Source organism: Duganella sp. Root1480D1, assembly GCF_001427305.1.
In the GTDB taxonomy this organism is placed as follows: Bacteria; Pseudomonadota; Gammaproteobacteria; order Burkholderiales; family Burkholderiaceae_D; genus Rugamonas.
The window spans coordinates 655355-677899 of sequence record NZ_LMFZ01000001.1 but is presented as its reverse complement, the minus strand read 5'-3'; the positions used below and the strand labels follow the sequence as shown (position 1 = coordinate 677899).

The 22545-nt window shown below is 59.1% G+C and carries 18 protein-coding genes; 13 read left to right on the top strand and 5 right to left on the bottom strand.

Annotation, left to right across the window (positions count from 1 at the left end; all coding sequences use genetic code 11):
* Positions 1-6 precede the first annotated feature (6 nt).
* From leuB to trpA, 7 genes are all read left to right on the top strand, one after another.
* The gene (gene leuB / locus ASD58_RS03400) at positions 7-1074 is read left to right on the top strand and encodes a 3-isopropylmalate dehydrogenase (RefSeq protein WP_057259660.1); all 1068 of its coding nucleotides are present in this window, start codon (positions 7-9) and stop codon (positions 1072-1074) included.
* Positions 1075-1110: 36 nt separating this feature from the next.
* Positions 1111-2238, top strand: a complete 1128-nt coding sequence (gene asd, locus ASD58_RS03395; protein ID WP_082565183.1) for an aspartate-semialdehyde dehydrogenase — start codon at positions 1111-1113, stop codon at positions 2236-2238.
* 250 nt (positions 2239-2488) lie between these two features.
* Positions 2489-5416 carry a FimV/HubP family polar landmark protein gene (locus tag ASD58_RS03390; protein ID WP_082565182.1) on the top strand — a complete coding sequence of 976 codons (2928 nt, stop codon included), beginning with the start codon at positions 2489-2491 and terminating at the stop codon, positions 5414-5416.
* Between the two features lie 58 nt (positions 5417-5474).
* Positions 5475-6278, top strand: a complete 804-nt coding sequence (gene truA, locus ASD58_RS03385) for a tRNA pseudouridine(38-40) synthase TruA (RefSeq protein WP_057259658.1) — start codon at positions 5475-5477, stop codon at positions 6276-6278.
* Between the two features lie 11 nt (positions 6279-6289).
* Positions 6290-6982, top strand: a complete 693-nt coding sequence (locus ASD58_RS03380) for a phosphoribosylanthranilate isomerase (RefSeq protein ID WP_057259657.1) — start codon at positions 6290-6292, stop codon at positions 6980-6982.
* Positions 6966-8207: a tryptophan synthase subunit beta gene (gene trpB, locus ASD58_RS03375; RefSeq protein WP_057259656.1), complete on the top strand. Its 1242-nt coding sequence runs from the start codon at positions 6966-6968 to the stop codon at positions 8205-8207. The genes ASD58_RS03380 and trpB overlap by 17 nt, the downstream gene beginning before the upstream one ends.
* 116 nt (positions 8208-8323) lie before the next feature.
* On the top strand, positions 8324-9124 hold the full coding sequence (trpA, locus tag ASD58_RS03370; protein ID WP_057259655.1) for a tryptophan synthase subunit alpha: 801 nt from the start codon (positions 8324-8326) through the stop codon (positions 9122-9124).
* Between the two features lie 59 nt (positions 9125-9183).
* On the opposite strand, the gene ASD58_RS03365 is transcribed toward trpA, so the two are convergent.
* The 3 genes from ASD58_RS03365 to ASD58_RS03360 are packed head-to-tail and all read right to left on the bottom strand — an operon-like array spanning position 9184 to position 12892.
* A complete protein-coding gene (locus ASD58_RS03365) occupies positions 9184-11160 on the bottom strand; it encodes an ATP-binding protein (RefSeq protein ID WP_057259654.1) in 1977 nt (658 codons plus the stop codon).
* 2 nt (positions 11161-11162) lie between these two features.
* Positions 11163-11666, bottom strand: coding sequence for an ABC-three component system middle component 4 (locus tag ASD58_RS32720; protein WP_373994435.1), 504 nt, complete (start codon positions 11664-11666; stop codon positions 11163-11165).
* Positions 11663-12892: an ABC-three component system protein gene (locus ASD58_RS03360; RefSeq protein ID WP_057259653.1), complete on the bottom strand. Its 1230-nt coding sequence runs from the start codon at positions 12890-12892 to the stop codon at positions 11663-11665. Before ASD58_RS03360 ends, ASD58_RS32720 begins: the two co-directional genes overlap by 4 nt.
* Before the next feature lie 314 nt (positions 12893-13206).
* On the opposite strand from ASD58_RS03360, the gene accD reads away from it, so the two are divergent.
* From accD to ASD58_RS03330, 6 genes are all read left to right on the top strand, one after another.
* Complete coding sequence (accD, locus tag ASD58_RS03355) at positions 13207-14079, top strand: acetyl-CoA carboxylase, carboxyltransferase subunit beta (RefSeq protein WP_057259652.1); 873 nt, start codon at positions 13207-13209, stop codon at positions 14077-14079.
* A 67-nt stretch (positions 14080-14146) separates the two neighbouring features.
* Complete coding sequence (gene folC, locus ASD58_RS03350) at positions 14147-15436, top strand: bifunctional tetrahydrofolate synthase/dihydrofolate synthase (RefSeq protein WP_057259651.1); 1290 nt, start codon at positions 14147-14149, stop codon at positions 15434-15436.
* Between the two features lie 11 nt (positions 15437-15447).
* Complete coding sequence (locus tag ASD58_RS03345) at positions 15448-16359, top strand: SPOR domain-containing protein (protein WP_057259650.1); 912 nt, start codon at positions 15448-15450, stop codon at positions 16357-16359.
* Between the two features lie 24 nt (positions 16360-16383).
* Complete coding sequence (locus ASD58_RS03340; protein WP_057259649.1) at positions 16384-16872, top strand: CvpA family protein; 489 nt, start codon at positions 16384-16386, stop codon at positions 16870-16872.
* Between the two features lie 39 nt (positions 16873-16911).
* On the top strand, positions 16912-18438 hold the full coding sequence (gene purF, locus ASD58_RS03335) for an amidophosphoribosyltransferase (protein ID WP_057259648.1): 1527 nt from the start codon (positions 16912-16914) through the stop codon (positions 18436-18438).
* Positions 18438-19667: a cystathionine gamma-synthase family protein gene (locus ASD58_RS03330; protein ID WP_057259647.1), complete on the top strand. Its 1230-nt coding sequence runs from the start codon at positions 18438-18440 to the stop codon at positions 19665-19667. Before purF ends, ASD58_RS03330 begins: the two co-directional genes overlap by 1 nt.
* Positions 19668-19790: 123 nt before the next feature.
* On the opposite strand, the gene ASD58_RS03325 is transcribed toward ASD58_RS03330, so the two are convergent.
* Together ASD58_RS03325 and ASD58_RS03320 are read right to left on the bottom strand one after the other, a co-directional pair.
* Positions 19791-21254, bottom strand: coding sequence for a hypothetical protein (locus tag ASD58_RS03325; RefSeq protein ID WP_057259646.1), 1464 nt, complete (start codon positions 21252-21254; stop codon positions 19791-19793).
* Positions 21255-21359: 105 nt separating this feature from the next.
* Complete coding sequence (locus ASD58_RS03320) at positions 21360-22388, bottom strand: alpha/beta fold hydrolase (RefSeq protein ID WP_057259645.1); 1029 nt, start codon at positions 22386-22388, stop codon at positions 21360-21362.
* Positions 22389-22545: the final 157 nt, after the last annotated feature.

The following is a 22545-nucleotide window of genomic DNA, read 5'->3' as shown; positions in this document are numbered from 1 at the left end:
CGAATAATGAAAATTGCAATCCTGCCGGGCGATGGCATCGGCCCGGAAATCGTCAGCCAGGCCGTCAAGGTCCTGAACGCGCTCGACGAAAAGTTTGAGATGGAAACCGCGCCGGTCGGCGGCGCCGGCTATGAAGCCAAGGGCCACCCGCTGCCGGAAGAGACCCTGGCGCTGGCCAAGGCGGCCGACGCCGTGCTGTTCGGCGCCGTTGGCGACTGGAAGTACGACACCCTGGATCGGCCGCTGCGCCCGGAGCAGGCCATCCTCGGCTTGCGCAAGAACCTGGGCCTGTTCGGCAACCTGCGCCCGGCCATCCTGTACCCTGAACTGGCCGGCGCTTCGACGCTGAAGCCGGAAGTGGTGTCCGGCCTGGACATCCTGATCGTGCGCGAACTGACCGGCGACATCTACTTCGGCCAGCCGCGCGGCGTGCGCGAATGCCCGGACGGGCCGTTCAAGGGCCAGCGCGAAGGCTTCGATACCATGCGCTATGCGGAAGGCGAGATCCGCCGCATCGCCCACGTGGCGTTCCAGGCGGCGCAAAAGCGCGGCAAGCGCCTGACGTCCGTCGACAAGGCCAACGTGCTGGAAACCTTCCAGTTCTGGAAAGACATCGTGACCGACGTGCACCAGGAGTACCCGGACGTGGCGCTGGACCATATGTACGTCGACAATGCCGCCATGCAGCTGGTGCGCGCGCCGAAGAAGTTCGATGTGATCGTCACCGGCAATATGTTCGGCGACATCCTGTCCGACGCCGCAGCCATGCTGACCGGCTCGATCGGCATGCTGCCATCGGCTTCGCTGGATGCCAACAACAAGGGCCTGTACGAACCGTCGCACGGCTCGGCTCCCGATATCGCGGGCAAGGGCGTAGCCAACCCGCTGGCCACGATCCTGTCGGCCGCCATGATGCTGCGCTATTCGCTGAATCGCGCGGAGCAGGCCGACCGCATCGAGCATGCTGTCAAGAAGGTACTGGCCCAGGGCCTGCGCACGCCTGACATCTACGAAGAGGGCACCACCAAGGTGGGCACCGAGCAGATGGGCGATGCAGTGGTCGCAGCACTTTAAAGCACGTTAAAGAACTCACATCCAAAGGAAAGCAAAATGAAACTCGTAGGTCTGGTTGGTTGGCGCGGTATGGTCGGTTCGGTCCTGATGCAGCGCATGCAGGAAGAGGGCGACTTTGCCCATATCGAGCCGGTATTCTTCTCCACTTCGAACACCGGCGGCGCTGCGCCGAAGATGGCGAAGAACGAGACTACCCTGAAGGACGCCACCAACATCGACGAACTGAAACGCTGCGAGATCATCATCTCCTGCCAGGGCGGCGACTACACCACCGAGGTATTCCCGAAGCTGCGCGCGGCCGGCTGGAATGGCTACTGGATCGACGCCGCGTCGACCCTGCGCATGGACAAGGATGCCGTGATCGTGCTCGATCCGGTCAACCTGAACGTGATCAAGGACGCCATGTCCAAGGGCGTGAAGAACTTCATCGGCGGTAACTGCACCGTGTCCTGCATGCTGATGGGCCTGGGCGGCCTGTTCAAGCAGGACCTGGTGGAGTGGATGACGTCCATGACCTACCAGGCGGCATCGGGCGGCGGCGCCCAGCACATGCGCGAACTGCTGACCCAGTACGGCACCATCAACGCTTCCGTCAAGCACCTGCTGGACAACCCGGCGTCGGCCATCCTGGAAATCGACAAGCAGGTGCTGGCCACCCAGCACGGCCTGTCGCCGGAAGAAACCAAGCAGTTCGGCGTGCCGCTGGGCGGCAACCTGATTCCCTGGATCGACAAGGACCTGGGCAACGGCCAGTCGAAGGAAGAGTGGAAAGGCGGTGCCGAGACCAACAAGATCCTGGGCCGCGGCGAAGGCTTCTCCGCTTCCGCGATCCCGGTCGACGGCCTGTGCGTGCGCGTCGGCGCCATGCGCTGTCACAGCCAGGCGCTGACCATCAAGCTGCGCAAGGACGTGCCGCTGGACGAGATCAACGACATCATCGCCAAGGACAACCAGTGGGTGAAGTTCGTGCCTAACAATCGCGAAGCGTCGGTGAAGGAACTGACCCCGGCCGCCGTCACCGGCAGCCTGGCGATCCCGGTCGGCCGCGTGCGCAAGATGTCGATGGGCGGCGACTACCTGTCGGCCTTCACCGTGGGCGACCAGCTGCTGTGGGGCGCGGCCGAGCCGCTGCGCCGCATGCTGCGCATCGTACTGGATAAATAAACTGTTATTAATCAGCTAATGCCTACTGAATAATAAACAAGATAAGAAGTATTTTCTAAAAGCCGGATTTCAAAGGAAATTCCGGCTTTTTTCTATGATCAAAGAAATATTTTCGGCATGAACGAAACAGAATAGTTCCTTAAGAGGGAGAATAGTGGGAGAATGCTTGCATGCTTTAAAGCATGATGTTATGTTGAGACCTCTGGAAAAGTAACTTTGTTTCCACGTTAACCATTTTCCGTCGCTCACTATGCCTGTACAAAAACCTTCCAAGGTCGCTTCGTTCGCGTTGAAAACCCTGACCGCTGCCATGCTCAGCGGTGCCGTGCTTGCACCTATTTCCGTCAACGCAGCAGGCCTTGGCAAGCTCACTGTGCTCTCCTCACTGGGACAGCCGCTGCGCGCCGAAATCGAATTGACAGCCGTTACCGCTGAAGAAGCATCCGAACTGGTGGCCAAGCTGGCCTCGCCGGATGCCTTCCGCGCCGCCAATATCGACTTCAATTCGGCATTGCTCAGCCTGCGTTTCGAGGTCGAAGCCCGTGGCTCACGCCAATTTATCCGTATTACCTCGTCCCAGCCGATCAACGAGCCTTTCGTTGACATGCTGCTGGAGTTGACCTGGACCAATGGTCGCCTGGTACGCGAGTACACCTTCCTGCTGGATCCTGCCGACCTGCGCACCACCAACTCCGCGCAAGTTGCGGCGTCGCGCACTGCGCGTCCTGCGGCGACGTCGACGCCGGCTGCTGCTGCATCGGCTCCTGCCGCGCCGAGCGCAGCACCGTCGGCACCAGCCGCGTCGTCGCGTGCAGCAGCGCCTGCGCCTGCTGCAACGCCAGCGGCGCCGCGTGCCGCCGCTGCTGCGCAAGAGGGCGCCGACAGCTACGCCGTCAAGAAAGGCGATACGCTGGGCAAGATCGCCGGCCGCCTGAAGCCGGCCGACGTGTCGCTGGACATGATGCTGGTGGCCCTGTACCGCGCCAATCCGGACGCGTTCAACGGTTCCAACATGAACCGCCTGAAGTCCGGCACCATCCTGTCGGTACCGGATGCCGGCACCGTCAAGGGCACCAGCCAGGGCGAAGCCCATGGCGTGGTGGTGGCCCATGCCGCCGACTTCAACGCCTACCGCTCCAAGCTGGCGGGCCAGGTGGCTGCTGCAACCCCGTCCAAGGAAGCTGAATCCCAGCAAAGCCAGACCGGCAAGATCACTGCCCAGGTCAAGGAACGCCCGACCGCGGTCACCGAGTCGAAAGACCAGCTGAAGCTGTCCAAGGCCGGCGAAGCCTCCAGCAAGCCAGGCAAGACCGGCGTGGTGGAAGACAAGATCGCCAAGGATCGCCAGATGGCTGACGCCAGCGCCCGCGTGAAGGAGCTGGAAAAGAACGTCAACAACCTCGAGAAGTTGATGGAGGTGAAGAGCAAGGCCGCCGCCAGCGCGCAAGCGAAGGCCAGCGCTTCCGCGCCAGCCCCGGCGCCAGCTGCTGCGGCTCCGGCAGCCAGCCCGGTCGTCAAGCTGGCGGAGCCTGCTCCGGCTGCGGCGCCTGCCGCCTCCGCTCCGGCCGCCGCGCCGGTGGCTGCCGCGCCAGCTCCGGTAGCTCCTGAAGCTTCCGCGCCGGCCGAACCGGCACCGGAAAAGCCAGTCAAGCCAAAGCGCAGCGTGGCCACCCCGCCGCCTGCGAAAGTCGAGCCAGGCCTGGTCGACATGATCATGGAAAACATCAAGCTGATCGGCGCCGGCGTTGCTGCGCTGCTTGGCGTGGCCGCACTGCTGGTGGTACGCCGCCGCAAGGCTGCCGAAGAGATGTCGCTGCCGAACACCGAAGCGGCCAGCGTGCTGGGCGACCCTGGCACCACTGCACACTCGCTGTTCGCCGAAACCGGCGGCCAGAGCGTGGATACCAGCAACAGCGTGTTCAACTCCAACTTCGCTCCTTCGGCCAGCCAGCTCGACACCAATGAAGTCGATCCGGTGGCGGAAGCCGATGTCTACATTGCTTACGGCCGCGATGCCCAGGCCGAGGAAATCCTGAAGGAAGCCCTGCGCGTCCATCCGGAACGCCATCCCGTGCGCCTGAAACTGCTGGAAATCTATGCCGGCCGCAAGGATGCACGTTCCTTCGAAACCCAGGCCAGCGAGCTGTATTCGATGACCAAGGGCGCGGGCGACGAGTGGGCGCAAGCCGCTGCGCTGGGCGTCAGCATCGATCCTGACAATCCACTGTATGTCAGTGCCGCACAAGCCAAGGCTGGGATGGCTGGTGCCGCCGCCGCTGCAGCCGGTGCAGCCCCTTTCGTAGCCAGCGAGTCGAATGAGCTCAACGACTTCGCTGCGATGTTTGCTGAGCCCGCTGCACCAGCGAAAGCTGCTGCCGATGGCCTGGACCTGGACCTGAGCCAGGACGCCGCGCCAGCCGCCGCTGCCAGCGTGATGGACTTTGACCTGGACCGCGACGCAGGCGCGCTGCCGTCCCTGGCCGAAGAATCCATGCCAAGCCGGAAAGCTGCCGATAGCAACACCCTGGACTTCGACCTGGGCGGCCTGAGCTTCGACGAGCCTGCCCCTGCCGCCCCTGTGGTGGCAGAAGCGGCGCCGGCGCCGGTGCCTGCTGCGGAAGAAGTGCAAGACCTGTCGTTCGACCTGGGCCTGGATACGCCGGCTGCCAAGGTGGAAACGGTGGAAGCTGCGCCGGTGGCTGATGCCATGGCCGATATCGGCATGGACTTCAACCTGGACCTGCCTAGTGAATCCAAGCCGGCCGCGCCGGCAGCCGATCCGCTGGCCGACCTGAGCAGCATGGACTTCTCGCTGCCGGCGGCAAGCGCGCCAATGGCGGCGCCAGTTGAAGAAGCACCGCTGTCGGCGACCGACTTCGCACTGGACCTGCCGGTTGAAGCAGCGCCTGCGGTAGCTGCGGCGCCTGCGGCTGCCGACTTCGACCTGTCCGGCATCGACCTCGACCTCGGCGGCGCCAACCAGGTGGCCGAGGCACCGAAGAACGAGGATGAGATGTCCGCCCTCCATATGGAGATGGACACCAAGCTGGACCTGGCTGTGGCTTACCAGGAAATCGGCGACAAGGAAGGCGCCCGCGAGCTGCTCGATGAAGTGATCCGCGGCGGCAGCGACGACCAGGTCTCCCGTGCTTCTGCCATGCGCGCGCAACTCGGTTAAGCACTGATTCGCCGTATAATGCCCGGTCACAGATCAATCTGACCGGGCATTTTTTATTTTGAAACGCATTGCATTAGGGGTTCAGTACAACGGCGCCGGCTGGCTTGGCTACCAGGTCCAGCCGCACGGCCAGACCGTGCAGAACAAGCTGGAAGAGGCCATCGAGCGCTTTGCCTGCGTCAAGCTGGGCACCACTTGCGCCGGCCGCACCGACGCCGGAGTGCATGCCCTGAACCAGGTGGTGCACTTCGACACCGACCTCGATCGCGCCGAACACGCCTGGGTGCGCGGCATCAATGCCTTCCTGCCTGAATCGATCGGCGTGCGCTGGGCGCGCTACCTGCCGGAGGCGCCAACCCCGGAGCAGGAATTCCACTCCCGTTTTAGCGCCCGTTCGCGCACTTACCATTACCTGCTGTACAACCACCAGGTGCGTTCGCCGCTGCTGGCGGGCCGCGCCGGCTTCACGCATTGGAAGCTGGACGTGGAGCGCATGCGCGAGGCGGTCAAGCCGCTGATCGGCACGCACGATTTCACGGCCTTCCGCGCCGCCATGTGCCAGGCCAGGACGCCGGTCAAGGAAATGCAGATGATCGAGATTGAGCGCCACGGCGACATGATCCTGTTCACGCTGCGTGCCAGTGCCTTCCTGCACCATATGGTGCGCAACCTGGTCGGCTCGCTGGTCTATGTCGGCCAGGGGCGTGAGAATACCGACTGGCTGGGTGAGCTGCTGGCAGGGAAGGACCGCACCAAGGCGGCGCCGACCTTCATGCCGGACGGCCTGTACCTGTCCAAAATAGAATACGACGCAAAATGGGGCTTGCCGCAAGAGGAGCCCAGCATCCTGCCAGCCTTCTGAGGAAACCTGCAATGCCACGCACGCGCATCAAGATCTGCGGCCTGACCCGCGAAGAAGACGTCCAGGCCGCCGTGGCGGCGGGCGCCGATGCGGTGGGCTTTGTGTTCTACGAAAAGAGCCCGCGTTACGTGACGCCGCCGCGCGCCGCCGAACTGATTGCGCTGCTGCCGCCGTTCGTCACGCCGGTCGGCCTGTTCGTGAATCATACGGCGCAGCAGGTGGCTGCCACCGTGGCCGTGGCGCCGGTATCGCTTTTGCAATTTCACGGCGATGAAACGGCGGGGCAATGCGCCGAGGCGGCGCGTGCTGCCGGGCGCGCCTATGTGCGGGTATTCCGCGTCAAACCCGACACAAGCGGCGCTGAGCTGCTAGAATATGAGCGACTTTGCCGCGCATCCAGTGGCTTGTTCTCGGGCCTCCTGCTCGATACCTTCGTGGATGCATATGGCGGCGCAGGAAAGGTTTTCGATTGGTCCCTAATTCCAAAAGATCTCGCGCATCGGGCCGTTTTGAGTGGTGGCTTGAGCGTGCAAAATGTGACTGGCGCAGTGGCCAGCGTTCGCCCTTACGCGGTTGACGTCTCCAGTGGCGTCGAGCGCGCCAAGGGCATCAAAGATGCTCGCCTGATCGCGGAGTTCATTCGCGGCGTGCGGGCGGCAGATGCCACACTTGAGAAAGATCCGCACCATGAAAACCCCGGTTGATGCGCCTCCAGCGCAGCTGTTCCACGCCTCGTCTTACCACCTGCCTGACGCCACCGGCCATTTCGGCCCCTACGGCGGCTCCTTCGTTGCCGAAACCCTGAGCTATGCGCTGGCCGAGCTGCGCCAAGCCTATGACCGCTACAGCAAGGATGAACTGTTCCTCGAAGAGTTCCGCTATGAACTGAAGCATTTCGTCGGCCGCCCATCGCCCGTGTACCACGCCAAACGCTGGTCCGGCCAGTTGGGCGGCGCCCAGATTTTCTTCAAGCGCGAAGACCTGAACCACACCGGCGCGCACAAGATCAACAACGTGATCGGCCAGGCCTTGCTGGCCAAACGCATGGGCAAGCCGCGCATCATCGCCGAAACCGGCGCCGGCCAGCACGGCGTTGCCACCGCCACCATCTGCGCGCGCTTCGGCCTGGAATGCGTGGTGTACATGGGCAGCGAGGACGTCAAGCGCCAGGCCCAGAACGTGTACCGCATGAAGCTGCTGGGCGCGACGGTGGTGCCGGTGGAATCCGGCTCCAAGACCCTGAAGGATGCGCTGAATGAAGCGATGCGCGACTGGGTCACCAATATTGAGAACACTTTCTACATCATCGGCACCGTGGCGGGCCCGCACCCGTACCCGATGATGGTGCGCGACTTCCAATCCGTGATCGGCGAGGAGTGCCTGCAGCAGATGCCTGAAATGACCGGCCGCCAGCCGGACTATGTGGTGGCTTGCATCGGCGGCGGTTCGAATGCGATGGGCATTTTCTATCCTTACATTGACCAGGCTGCGACGGCATTGGTGGGCGTGGAGGCGGCAGGCGAGGGGCTAGATACGGGCAAGCACGCAGCTTCGCTGACGGCTGGCTATCCGGGCGTGTTGCACGGCAATCGCACCTATTTGCTGCAGGATGAGGGCGGGCAGATCATCGAGACGCATTCTGTGTCGGCGGGCCTCGACTATCCTGGCGTCGGGCCGGAGCATTCCTACCTGAAGGATTCGGGCCGCGCGCAATATGTGTCGATCACCGATGACGAAGCGCTGCAGGCTTTCCATGATTGCTGCCATATCGAGGGGATCATTCCTGCACTGGAGTCTTCGCATGCGCTGGCGTATGCGGCCAAGCTGGCGGCGACCCTGCCGAAGGACAAGATCATCCTGGCGAACCTGTCGGGCCGTGGGGACAAGGATATGCATACCGTGGCGCAGCGCGCTGGGTTGCAGTTCTAAAACCGGTAACCCGGTGTCTGACCCTCAGGGTCAGACACCCGGCCCTCGACCGCCGCGTACCAGTGTCAGACCCTGCGGGTCTGACACTGCTTTACCGGTTTAAAAAGGAAAGCAAAATGACTCGCATCGCACAAACCTTCGCCGCCCTGAAAGCGCAAAACAAGAAAGCCCTGGTCACCTTCATCACTGCAGGCGACCCCGAGCCCGGCAAAACCGTGGAATTGATGCACGCCCTGGTGGAAGGCGGCGCCGACATCCTCGAGCTAGGCATTCCATTCTCCGACCCGATGGCGGAAGGCCCCGTGATCCAGCGCGCCTGCGAGCGCGCACTCGCCAACGGCGTCGGTATCCGCGACTGCTTCGACTTCGTGCGCGAATTCCGCAAGACCAACAGCACCACGCCAGTGGTCCTGATGGGCTACGCCAACCCGATCGAGCGCCTCGGCGCCGACGCCTACATCGACGCCAGCCGCGCGGCCGGCGCCGACGGCGCCATCGTGGTCGATTATCCGCCTGAAGAATGCGAGCAATTCGCGGCCAAGATGCGGGCGGCAGGGCAGGATCTGATCTTCCTGCTGGCCCCCACCTCGACCGAGGAGCGGGTGCAGCAAGTGGCGCGCGTCGGCAGCGGCTTCACCTACTATGTATCGCTGAAAGGCGTCACTGGCGCCGGCCATATCGATACCGAAGATGTGGCGCGCCGGCTGGACATGATCCGCAAGCATATCCAGCTGCCGCTGGGCGTAGGTTTCGGCATCCGCGACGGGGAAACCGCCCGCGCGGTGGCAGGCGTGGCCGATGCCGTGGTGATTGGCAGTCGCATCATCCAGGAAATCGAGACGGCAGGTGCAGAAAATGCTGCAAAATCAGTGCGATCGTTCGTTTCCGGCATCCGCCACGCTTTAGATAAAGGTTAGACTGAAAATGAAAAGTGTCGACATGCCCCAGCGTGGGGCATGTATTTCCGGTCCTCTCGTCATCTGTAAAGATGCGCGTCATCAATTAGCCCGAACGGCAAACCGCTTTCTCCACGACTGCTGAAATGCGCGATGATGAACCCAGCGTAATCTTGTTGCACTTCTTCAGGTACATCATTATCTACCAGTATAATCTGACAAGGAACGCCAAGCAGCTCAGCGCGTTCCGCCAAATCTAGCATGCAAGTATACATGTTTTTATACTTGATTGGGTCCGCAACACCTTCCTTAGTATCCTCGGCACTATCGGTTTCATTATATTGAGACTGCGTTTTCCCAAGGTATTTCCCTACAGTATCAATCATTAAAAACGGTGCGATGTTCAGCTTCTTGTGGATGGCATGTTCAAGCAATATTACTAGGTGTCCAATTGAAAGAATTGTGCGAAGGCCGCCTGAAGTAATATCTCCATAATCTCGATTTCTTAATACGGGCAGAAAACTAGACCTGGAAATCGAAATATCCCGAGGGTCTTTAATATTGACCGCCCTCAGATAACTACCAAGTGAGTCGCCTAAATCTGAAAGGACGGCGTCGAGCGAAGGCGCCGTTTTCTTAAGCTCTCTCAAAGTTTTTTCAAGATCAATTACCTGAGCGGAAAGTGCCTGAGATTCCTCGTCTAGAATTTTATGTTGATTCCTGATTTTCATGGAATCATCGATCTGTCGGAGTTTTTGCCTTACTGTAGCCAGCTCGCTAGCAATTCCATCTCGTTCAGCCAAATACGGAGTAACAATGGAAGAGGTTTCGGTGTCCAGTAGACGCCTTGCTTTTTCCTCATCTAAGTTAAGTTGTTGAACCTCTACTTCGAGTAAGGATCGCTTGTTGCGCTCCTGTTGTATCAATTCTTCGATCTCTTTAATGCGGCGGGAAATAGCCAGGGACTCATGATTTGCCTTGTGACTTTCATCAAGCTGATATGCGGGATTGATTTCATCAAGCCGCACTTCGTTTTCGCAAATAGGGCAAGGAAATCTTCTAGCTGACGCCTCTCCAATGAGACTTTTTGCCTCCAAAATCCCCTTTAGTTTTGTGGCATCCACTTGATAATCATTTCTCAGTCGCGTGTAACGTTCGACCGCAAGAAAATTCTCGTTAACGCGACCCCGTTTGTCTTTGATCTCCGCGGAAATCTCCACTAACTTGGACTTGAGGTATTGATAAACTTCGCTGCTAGAGGTGACGCGCTTATTGAGTGCAATTAGATGTTCTTTTAATGTGCCTTCTTGGCGATTGAGCTCGTCACGCGAGTCCGATAGCTCAATTGATGATTCGAATTGGGTTTCTCGTAAGAACTCAGATACAGCACTAAATTTTTGTTCGACTCGACGCTTTGCCGCGGAAATTCGAGCCAGTTCTTCGTCTAGTGCTGCAATATTTGAATCAAGAAGGTTGAAAATGTATCTGAAGGTTTGTTTGTTCTTATTTGCTAATGCCCAGTTCCCATTTCCAAGAAGGCCTTTGCTTCCTACGTCATCCTGCTTGAGATAATTGAACTTAAATAGGTCACGGAAGCTAAGCCGGACCATTTCAGAATCAATCTTTGAGGGTGATTCTTTCACTTTCAGAATTGGAAGCTCAAGTGCTCCTAGGAGAAAGTCAGAAAGATACCCATCGGCTCGGGCGGTAGAATCGTAGTTCGGTGCTAATATCTTCGGATGAACTGAGTTCATTTCCTCATATTTGGCGGGGTAAACCTCCACAAGCTTGTTTGGGAGAAAGATGTCGCGCTTTATAACATATGTCTTCGCATTCAAGCTTACTTCAAGAGCGAGATATTTGACGGAGGTTTCAATTTCAACGTCATATATGAACTTCTTCGATCCGAACCCGTAATTTATAAGCTCCAAAATGCTTGACTTGCCTGTGGCTGAGTCGCCGTAGATGATATTAACACCCCGATTAAATTGAGTGACATATTCTTTTCTGTGACCGACGAGAATAAGGCGAGATACTATTATGCTTGGCCTAGTCATTTTTAAGAGCTGAATGTTGAGTTGAGTTGCTTTTGAAGTGCCGACGTGGTGTCGCTCTTGGACTGCTCAAGGAAGCTTAACAGGTATTTTATTCGTTGAAAGTATTCGCTGCTGAGCTTTTCAACGACATGGTCGCCGTTCGCTGTTAACGAAAGCATAAATCCATCCTTTTTTCGATAGTCTATCGATATCAGATTTCTCGCTAATAGATTCTTGATTAAACTTTTGGTCCAGTGCCTATCAAATAGTGAATCCACATTTACTGAAATACTGTTAATGGATAGGCTTTCATCTTCACGTAACGAAGGCGTAATACGACCGTGCTTCGCCAGCGCCCGACAAAGAATCAGTGGATTCTTCAATAGGTAGAGGTAGATTCCTAATCGTTCTTCGTTAATTAAGGGTATCCCTCGTGCCGATCTTCCCAAGTGCTTTATTACAAGCACTGAAAGGGCCAAGTTAAGGCTCAGATCACGATCAGGCGTAACATATGGCAAGTCGTTCATTGTTTGGGCACAGACTTTTTGAACTTTTCCAGCGTGTCAATAGACTGATCCTCGGCCCACCAGATCTTCTCATTCAAGTTATTTGCCAATTGATGAAGCATACCCTTTTTATGTAATCCGTGAATTAGCGGGAGTGCGCTGCGAAGGTATCCATCGTCCTCTCCGACAATTTTTTCGTGTATTAAGTTGACTAATTGACCGGAAGTCATGCTTTCATTGTGCAGATACTTGTCATACGCATCTTGATAAAGGGAGCGAATTTTTGCATAAAGATCGGATAATTTTCTCTGGTCAGCCGCACTGCTGAATAGCTTCCTGGCATACTCCGCGTTAAGGAAGTGTTCTTTGGAATGAGTTACCGTCGCATGGTGGACATCTGCAACAAGCAATTTGATAACAAAGTACTCATCTTCGAATTGCTTCTCGCTTTCCAATTTTTGCAGATCTAGAGTCGACTCACCACTGCCGTCCCTGAATTCAGACAAAAATTTTCGAACAGCGATCACGGAGGTGCTTTCTTCGGACTCGGGCTTACATATCGATATATGGGAATCGTCGCACGCAATCACATCTTTAGGGGAGGCATCGACTCCGACAGCACTTACCTTGGGAACGACTTCATCATAAGTTCCGTAGAAATATTTGATGTCTGGCTTAATGCTTAATTTGATCCATTTTTCGTTCATTCTTGGGCACAATTCGCTCAAAGGCGCTAAGTCCACAAGCTGTATATTGCTACTGATTAGTTTTCCGTAAGTGGCGCCGTCAGAACCCAGATGCGGAACGGCTAATGATATCAGTAACTTAATCTTTGAATGGCCATGGTCAGTTATGTCTTTGATTATGCAATTTTTTGAGATTAAGCCGCCCATACTGTGCGCCACAATAATTACGTTATCGTATTCGTTCAACTTAAATCGGATTTGTGTTCGGAGAAGTTCAGAGATTTCTTCCACATTGACATTTTTTTTATTCTTGTTCGAGGAATGCTTGAAGAGGGATTTCAACCATCCAATCGTGTTTACCACATTAGAGGGTGTATCGAAGAAAGATGTGAAATAGTCAAACGTTGCAATGTCAAAGTGATTAGCGACGTCTGCGTGGCAAAGCAGGAGCTCTTGAAAACACCTACCGTCCTCATTTTTCCAGGTCTCTTCTCCGCCGCAGAGCCCGTGAACAAACAGAACAATGTTGTTCTTGTTACTTTTGGTGAGAAATCGAATCATTTAGGAGTGGGTTTATATTTGAATGATAATAGCGTAGCTCAACAGCGGCATGAACGCAATCGACCGGGTTCGGAAGCTTGAAAAAGGGGATTGGATTTGAGGCCCTTCACATTTGGCTTTACGCGCTTCCATAAGTGATTTTGAAACTCAAGGAGGTTGAAATGTTATTTGAAAAAGCTCGATCGTTCGTTTTCGTAAGTTGATCTCGATGCGATAATTCGTTGAATTGAAAGCAATGTTCTGCCTGTTTTGTTCGACAGGACAGGCAGAACCGGCTACACTTCCGGCCTAAGTTAGTGCAAGAGGAGAAATTTATGAGCTGGTTGGAAAAATTGCTGCCACCGCGCATCCAGCGCTCGGACGCTGCCGCTCGCAAGACAATGCCTGAAGGCCTGTGGGTGAAATGCCCATCCTGCGAGGCTGTGCTGTACCGTACCGACCTCGAGTCGAATCTGCACGTCTGCCCCAAGTGCGACCACCACATGCGTATCCGCGCCCGCGAGCGCCTGGATGCACTGCTGGACGCCGGCGGCCGTTACGAAATCGGCCAGGAGACCCTGCCGGTCGACACGTTGAAGTTCAAAGACAGCAAGAAATACCCTGATCGCCTGAAGCAGGCGATGGAAGCCACCGGCGAAACCGATGCCCTGATCGCGATGGGCGGCTCGATCATGAGCCTGCCGGTTGTCGTGGCGTGCTTCGAATTCGAATTCATGGGCGGCTCCATGGGTTCCGTGGTTGGCGAACGTTTCGCCCGCGCGGCCCAGGTGGCGCTGGAACAGAAAGTGCCCTTCATCTGCGTGACCGCCACCGGCGGCGCACGCATGCAGGAAGGCCTGCTGTCGCTGATGCAGATGGCGAAAACCACGGCCATGCTGACCAAGCTGGCCGAGAAGAAGCTGCCATTCATCTCCGTACTGACCGACCCGACCATGGGGGGCGTGTCTGCATCGTTCGCCTTCATGGGCGACGTGGTGATGGCCGAACCGAAGGCACTGATCGGCTTTGCCGGTCCGCGCGTGATCGAAAACACCGTGCGTGAAAAGCTGCCGGAAGGCTTCCAGCGTTCCGAGTTCCTGCTGACCAAGGGCGCGATCGACATGATCGTCGACCGCCGCCAGATGCGCGAGGAAATCGCACGCCTGCTGGCGCTGATGCAGAACCAGGCCGCCGAAGTACTGGCCTAAGTTTCAAGTTTTACCCGGCGCGCGCAGCCTCCTGCGCTGCGCGCCCAAACATCCCTCCCTGGCGATAATGTCCAATCTCCCGAATACCCTCCCCGAATGGCTTGCGCTGATCGAGTCGCGCCATGCCGAAACCGTTATCAACATGGGCCTGGAGCGCGTGCGCGCGGTCAAGGAACGCATGGCGCTGGGCTTCAAGTGCCCGGTCATCATGGTAGCCGGCACCAATGGCAAGGGCTCGACCTGCGCCATGCTGGAGTCGATCCTGCTGCAGGGCGGCTATCGCGTCGGCCTGTACATCAAGCCGCACTTCCTGCACTTCAACGAGCGTGCACGCTTGAACGGCGACATGGCTAGCGACGAGCAGCTGGTGGAGAGCTTCAATTTCGTGGAGCGGGCGCGCGGCGATATTTCGCTGACTTATTTTGAATTCACCACGCTGGCGATCATGCACCTGATGTCGCAAGCGCCGCTGGACGTAGTCATCCTCGAGGTGGGACTGGGCGGCCGCCTGGATGCGGTCAATGTGATCGACGCCGACGTGTCGATCGTGACCAGCGTCGATATCGACCACGTCGATTACCTGGGCGGCACGCGCGAGCAGATCGGCTTCGAAAAGGCCGGCATTTTCCGCACCGGCAAAGCAGCCATTTGCAGCGATCCCGTGCCGCCGCAGTCGCTGATCGACCATGCCATGGAAATCGGCGCCGACCTGTGGCTGATGGGCCGCGATTTCAATTATGCGGGCGACAAGCAGCAGTGGAATTACGGTGGCCGTTCGCAGCGCCGCAACTCGCTGGCTTATCCTGGCCTGCGCGGCGCCAACCAGTTGCTGAACGCCTGCGCGGCGCTGGCGGCGCTGGAAGCGCTGAAAATGGAATTGCCGGTCGGCGCGCAGGAAGTGCGTACCGGCCTGGTGATGGTGGAGCTGCCGGGCCGCTTCCAGGTGCTGCCGGGCCGCCCGACCGTGATCTACGACGTGGCGCACAATCCGCACGCTGCGGCCGCGCTGGCGCAAAACGTCGGCAATATGGGATTCAGCCCGTACACCTTCGCGGTATTCGGTTCCATGCACGACAAGGATATCGATGGCGTGATCAAGGCCATGGCGTCGTGCGTCGACCATTGGTGCCTTGCCAATTTGCCATCGCCGCGCGCAGCCACCGCTTCCGAGCTGGCCGCCAAAGTGCAGCTAATTGAAGCAAAAATGGGCGAAAAAACCGTCAATATTTTCGATGACCCAGGCCAGGCATTCGCAAATGCGATGAGCAGGGCGGGCGAGAATGATAGAATTGTGGTCTTTGGATCATTCCTGACCGTCGCCGGCGTCATGGCGGCGAAAAAATCCTCACTCCACTGAGAAAATTCCGCATGGGCTTGTTATCGAAATTTGGCAAAGACAAGCAAGATGGTGCTGGTGAAGACAGCGGCTATTATCGCGCGCAGGACGACAGGGCTCTCGACGAAAAGGCCCGTTCCAAGCGCGCATCCAGTGCTGGCGCCGACGCGGCGCCGCGCCGCAACAGCAGCAAGAATACCCCCGATCCCGTACTGCCGGAGAAAAAGCGCGCCCGCCGCCGCCTGGTAGGCGCCATCGCGCTGGCGCTGGCCGTTGCCATCGGCCTGCCGATGCTGCTCGATTCCGAGCCGAAATCCTCGGTGTCCGATATCGCCATCAATATGCCGTCCAAGGACAAGCCGGGCGAGCCGCTGAATGGCGGTCCAGCCGTGGCACCGGCGCCTGCGCTGGAGCAGCCGGCCGCGCCATCCGCGCGCACCGTAGCCCCGGTCGCGGCGGCAGGTGCCTCGCTGGATAAAGGTGAAGAAATTGTCCACGTGCCGACCAAGCCGGCCGTGATCGAAACTGCGAAGCCGCCAAAAGCGGCCGAACCGAAAGCGACCGAGCCGAAAGTCGCCAAGGCCGAGGTGAAGCATCCCGAACCGAAGCCGGAACCAAAGAAACCCGAGCCCAAGCCGGAAGCCAGGCCTGCCCCTGCCGACGATGCGCGCGCCATGGCCATCCTGGAAGGCAAGCCTGCCGAAGCAGCGCCTTCGACCAAGTATGTGATCAAGGTCGGCGCCTTCGCCGCGAAAGAAAAAGTGGACGAGCTGCAGCGCAAGCTGGGCGAAGCCGGCATCAAATCCTATGCGCAAAAGGTCAACACAGCCAACGGCGAACTGACCAGCGTGCGAGTCGGCCCCTTCCCGAACAAGGAAGAAGCCGAAAAGGTCAAAGCCAAGTTGGGCAAACTGGGGCTGAGCGGCAGCCTTACCCCGGCCTGACTGACGATTTGAGGCTGCGCTGACGTGACGATTTTCGATTACCTGGTTATTTTCGTGCTGATCGCATCTATCGTCATCAGTACCATGCGCGGCCTGGTCAAGGAGGTATTGTCGCTGGCCGGCTGGGTCATCGCCTTCGTGGTCGCCAACGCTTACGGTCCATGGCTGGCCGCCATGCTGCCGGAATCCCTGCCGGGCGCCGTGGTGCGCCTGATCGTTGCCTTCATTGCATTGTTTATCGGAGTGCTCATCCTCATGGCCTTGCTGACCATGGCGATCAACGCGCTGATCGAAGCGGGCGGCCTGTCGTTCGCCGATCGCGGCCTGGGAGCCCTGTTCGGGTTCGGCCGGGGCATTGTGATTGTGCTGGCCGGCGTCATATTGTGTGGGATGACTTCGATGCCGAAGCAGGATTTCTGGCAGAACGCGCTGTTGAGCCCCATGGCGGAATCCGGCGTGCGTACCGTGAAACCATTCCTGCCCGCCGCGATGGCGGAGCATGTCCATTTTTAGAATTCTTTAAATCCGCAGTACCTAGTTTAGGAGCACACCATGTGTGGCATCGTCGGCGTCGTATCCCACCAACCAGTCAACCAGATGCTGTATGACGCGCTGCTTCTGTTGCAGCATCGCGGCCAGGACGCAGCAGGCATCGCAACCAATCAAAGCAACACGTTCTCCATGCACAAGGCCAATGGCCTGGTGCGCGACGTGTTCCGCACCCGTAATATGCGTTCGCTGAATGGCAGTTCCGGTATTGGCCACTGCCGCTACCCGACTGCCGGTTCCTCCAGCGAGGAAGAAGCGCAGCCGTTCTACGTCAATGCGCCGTTCGGCATCACCCTGGCGCACAACGGCAACCTGACCAACTGGGAACAACTCAAGGACGAGATGTTCAAGAATGACCGCCGCCACATCAACACCGACTCCGACTCGGAAGTGCTGTTGAACGTGCTGGCGCACGAGATCCAGAAGGCCTCCACCGACGTTCACCTGACCCCGGCCAATATCTTCCAGGCGGTGACTGTGCTGATCAAGCGCGTGCGCGGCGGCTATGCCGCGGTGGCGCAGATCGCAGGCAGCGGCATGCTGGCTTTCCGCGACCCGAACGGCATCCGTCCACTGTGCCTGGGTGAGAACGAAACCGCCGATGGCAAGGAGTACATGATCGCCTCCGAATCCGTGGCCCTGGAAGGCATGGGCTTCCGCTTCGTGCGCGACGTGCTGCCTGGCGAAGCGATCTTCATCGACAACGACAACAACCTGCACGCGCAGATCTGCGCCGCTGCCCCCAAGCTGAATCCATGCGTGTTCGAATACGTGTACCTGGCACGTCCCGACTCGGTGATCGACGGCGCCTCCGTGTACAACACCCGCCTGAAAATGGGCGAGTACCTGGCCGACAAGATCAAGCGCGAAGGCCTGGCCGAAGGCGTGGATGTCGTGATGCCGATCCCTGACTCCTCGCGTCCTGCCGCAATCCAGCTGGCGATGCGCCTGGGCGTGGACTACCGCGAAGGCTTCATCAAGAACCGCTACATCGGCCGTACCTTCATCATGCCGGGCCAGGCCATGCGCAAGAAGTCGGTGCGCCAGAAGCTGAACGCCATCGGCGACGAGTTCAAGGACAAGGTTGTGCTGCTGGTGGATGACTCCATCGTGCGCGGCACCACGTCGCGCGAGATCGTGCAGATGGCACGCGAAGCCGGCGCCAAGAAAGTGATCTTCGCCTCCGCCGCACCCCCAGTGCTGTACCCGAACGTGTACGGCATCGACATGCCGACCCGCGACGAGCTGATCGCCCACGGCCGCACGCTGGAAGAGATCTGCAAGGAAATCACTGCCGACGCGCTGGTCTACCAGGACCTGGAAGACCTGAAGAAATCCATCGCCGACGTCAATCCTGCGCTGACCGAATTCGAAGCCTCCTGCTTCGATGGCAAGTACATCACCGGCGACGTGTCGGCCGAGTACCTGGACCGCATCGAACAGGCGCGCCACAACCCGACCAAGGCCAAGGTTGCCGAAGACGCAGCACGCACTCAACTGAACCTGAATACTGCTACGACGGAATCCTGATGAAGAACTACGGCTTCACGACCACCATCCTGCACAACGACCGCCAGAAAGGCATCGAGCACGGCTCGCTGCATAAGCCGATCCACACTTCGGTGACTTTCGGCTACGCCGACGCCCGCCAATTGGCGTCGGTGTTCCAGGGCAAGGAGCCGGGCTTCCGCTACGGCCGCCAGGGCAACCCGACGGTTGCCGCGCTGGAGGACAAGGTCAGCAAGATGGAGCAGGGCGTGGGCACGATCTGTTTCGCCACGGGCATGGGCGCGATTGGCGCCGTGTTCCAGGCGCTGCTGCGTGCCGGCGATCATGTCGTGTCGTCGTCGTTCCTGTTCGGGAATACCAACTCGCTGTGGCAAACCGTGGCGGGGCAGGGGGTGGGCGTGGACTTTGTCGACGCCACCGACGCAGCCAATGTGGCTGCAGCGCTCAAGCCTGAAACCCGCGTGGTGTTCGTGGAAACCATCGCCAACCCGCGCACCCAGATCGCCGACCTGAAACGCATCGGTGAGCTGTGCGCAGAGCGCGGCATCCTGTACATCGTGGATAACACGATGACGTCGCCCTGCCTGTTCCGCCCGAAGGACGTGGGTGCGGGCCTGGTGGTGAATGCGCTGACCAAGTCGATTGGCGGCCATGGCAATGCGCTGGGCGGCGCGCTGACCGATACCGGCGCCTACGACTGGAGCAGGTTCCCGAACATCTTCGAGAACTACAAGAAGAATCCTGCGCTGCAGTGGGGCCTGGTGCAGATCCGCGCCAAGGCGCTGCGCGATTTCGGCGCGTCGCTGGCGCCGGAGGCAGCGCACACGATCGCCGTGGGCGCCGAGACGCTGGCGCTGCGCATGGAGCGCACCTGTGCCAACGCCCGCGCCCTGGCGGAAATGCTGGAAGCCGACGAGCGCGTGGCAGCCGTCTACTACCCGGGGCTGAAATCGCACCCGCAGCACGGCATCGCAGCGGAACTGTTCAAGGACTTCGGTTCGCTGTTGAGCTTTGAGCTGAAAGACGGTATCGATTGCTTCGACTACCTGAACAAGCTGAAGCTGGCGATTCCAACCTCCAACCTGGGCGACACGCGCACTCTGGTGATCCCCGTCTCGCACACCATCTTCTACGAGATGGGGCCGGAGCGCCGCGCCTCGATGGGCATTGCCGATTCCCTGATCCGTGTGTCAGTCGGCATCGAAGACACCGACGACCTGATCGCCGACTTCAAGAACGCGCTGGGCTGATACCGCCCAGTTCGTGTCACACCATGGGGTCACACCCCAAGTGTGACACGGGCCCAGCAGTGCAATGGATGAGGCCGTGTCCTCTTTGGGGTGTGACCCCAAGGTGTGACACGGCCTCGTCCATTAATACGGGATGCCGAAGATGGCGCTGAAGCGGGCTTTCTGTTCCGGCGTGGCGGCAGGGTCGCGCAGCAGGTAGGTTTCGAGCATGCCGAATTGCTCGAGGCGCAGGCCGATGTCCTTGAACAGCGGGCCAAGATCGGGCGCCTTGCTGGTGGCGACAATATTGTTCAACAGCGGGTCGAGATCGACGCCGCTGATCGCCTTGCCGATGCGGACAATGTCGGCCTGGTCGTATTGCTTGCCCTGATGGCCAAATTCCTTGTACATCTCGTTCAGCAGCGTGTCCAGGCTGACCTTGCCTTTGCTGGCCTTGCGCAGTTCGACATCCATCGCCAGGCCGGCAATCGTGCCGCCGCCGTAGACCAGCAGCCAGTTGCGGTGCTTGTCCTTCACCGCTTCACGCACTGTCACGGTCAGGCCCTGCACATTGCGCGCGACGTTCTGGCCTCGTGCGAGATTTTCCAGCTGCTGGATCAGCATGCTGCGTTCCATCAGCTGGTTGCGCGCCATGGTGATCACGGTGACGTAGTCGTTGACGCCTTCCTTGAACCATTCTTCGCTCTCGTTCTTCGGCACCAGGGAGTGGCCATCCCAGAAGTGGGCCAGTTCGTGCGACATTACCTTGCCCCAGATCGGGCGCGAGACTTCGCTGCCATCGTCCTTCAGGTACTGGCTGAAGGAGCCGGCAAACGCGCCGCCATCGCCGGTATCGCCCTGGTTGATCACGATCAGGAAGCGCTCGGCAACCGGGCCGCGGCCGTACAGCTTCTGGTAGCTGCTCATCTGTTTGCCGATCATGGAGACGAAGGCGTCGCGGCGCTTCCAGTATTGCTTGCCCATCACCAGCGTCATTTCCACGCCGCCGGCCTTGAAGGTCTCGGCGCGGGCGGTGCCGAAGAAGAAGGCGTTGTTCACCAGTTCGCGCCGCGTATCGACGACGAAGGTGCCTGGCTTGCCGCCGCTGCGCCACGGCGTATTGGCTTTCCAGCCCTGTGGCAACTCGAAGGCGACTTCGGTCTGGCCAAGCATCTTCACGCCCGGCACGATGAACAGCGGGTAGCCGACCGACATCAGGCCTTCGTCGGTGTGATACGACACTTCTTCGTTCCCGCCCGGCCATTCGTATTTGTCGTGCTCCAGGCGGATATCGTAGGAGAGGTGCAAGCGGCGGTCGCCATCCACTTCGTATTCGCCTTCGCCTTTGTCGGTGAGCGCGACGGGGTTGCCGGCCATGTCGCGCACGGCCAGCTTGTCGATCAGATCGGCCTGGCCGTTCTTCAATTGCGGAATGGGCATGCAATTGAACAGCACCAGGTCGCGGCCCTCGACCCACACGTCGGCTTCGACGTGGGCACGGTTGGCATCCTTGTCGATGCTGAGGCGGTAGTGGTTGGTCTGGTTGTCGAAGGCAAACGCGGATTGCGCTGCCAGCATCGCGGCTGCGACGCATAAAGGCTTGAACATCTGATCTCCCCGGTAGTGGTGTGTTTTTTGTGACTGTAAGTTAGCGCAGCCACCCGGGGAGCGTGGCTGCGACGAACTGCAGGATTGGCGGCACAGGCTGCAGGCTTAGCGTAGCGCTTTTTCCACAACTGCCTTCATGGCCGGCATGGCGCAGCGCAGGGCGGCGTGTCCGCAATCGGTGTCGAGCACTGTCGCTTCTTCCTTGCGCAGCTTGGCAAAGGCGATCGCTGGCCCGGGATTGACCAGGTGGTCTTGCGCCGCGTTGATCGGCACCAGGCGGGCCTTGATACGGGGTGCCGTTTCCTCCAGCTTGCCGCCTTGGGCGATATCGTGGCCCAGTACGGCGCGGATCTGCCACAGGGAGTTGTTGGCATCCGTGCCGTCAGGATCGGAAGCCTGGCTCTCGCGGAAGAATTTTTCGAAGTCCTTCGGTGCGGTCCTTGCGCTGCGATGTGCCGGGCTGTCGAAGTTCATGGCGAACAGCAGGTTATACATTGGCAGCGGCGGATTCCTGGCATAGCGGCCGCCCGCATAGGCCGGCTCGTCGAGCACCGACTTCTCGACAATGCGCAGGAACAGCATGTCGGAGGAAGTCAGGCGCGGCGTGCCGGCGATCGGGATCGCAACGTCCATGAAGCCCGGGTAGCTCACGGCCCATTGGAAGGCCTGCATGCCGCCCATCGAATAGCCCATGACGGCGTGCACATGCTTGATCCCCAGTTTTTCCGTCAGCAGCTTGTGCTGGCTGGCGACCATGTCGCGGACCGAAAATTGCGGGAAGGCGGGGCCGGGCTGGGCCTTGCTGTTGGACGGCGAACAGGATACGCCATTGCCCAGGGCATCGACCACGACCACGTACCACGGCGCCGGATCGAACAGGGCGCCGCTTTGCAGCATGCCTGCCGCATCGCGGCTGGTGCCGGTGTGCCAGGTGGTGAACAGGATGACGTTGGATTTGTCGGCATTCAGGGTGCCGAAGGTGCGGTAGCCGATCGAACAATCGCTGATGGTGGCTTTGTTTTCAAGCGGCAGGTCGCCCATATTGACGAACTGCTGTTGCGGCGCGGCGGCATATGCGGCCTGAATGGACAGTGCGAAGGCGCATACGATCGAGCTGATACGGCGGACATGCATATTGTCTCCATCTTGTTTTCGATGCAAGAAGGATAACTCGGATGATGCTTGCCGTGGCAGCCGGTTGCGACAGGCTGCAGGAATCGCGGAGCAGGCCGGCTAAAACGGCACGGCACCTTGGGTGAGTTGCGCCAGGATCAGCCGCACTTTGAAAGTG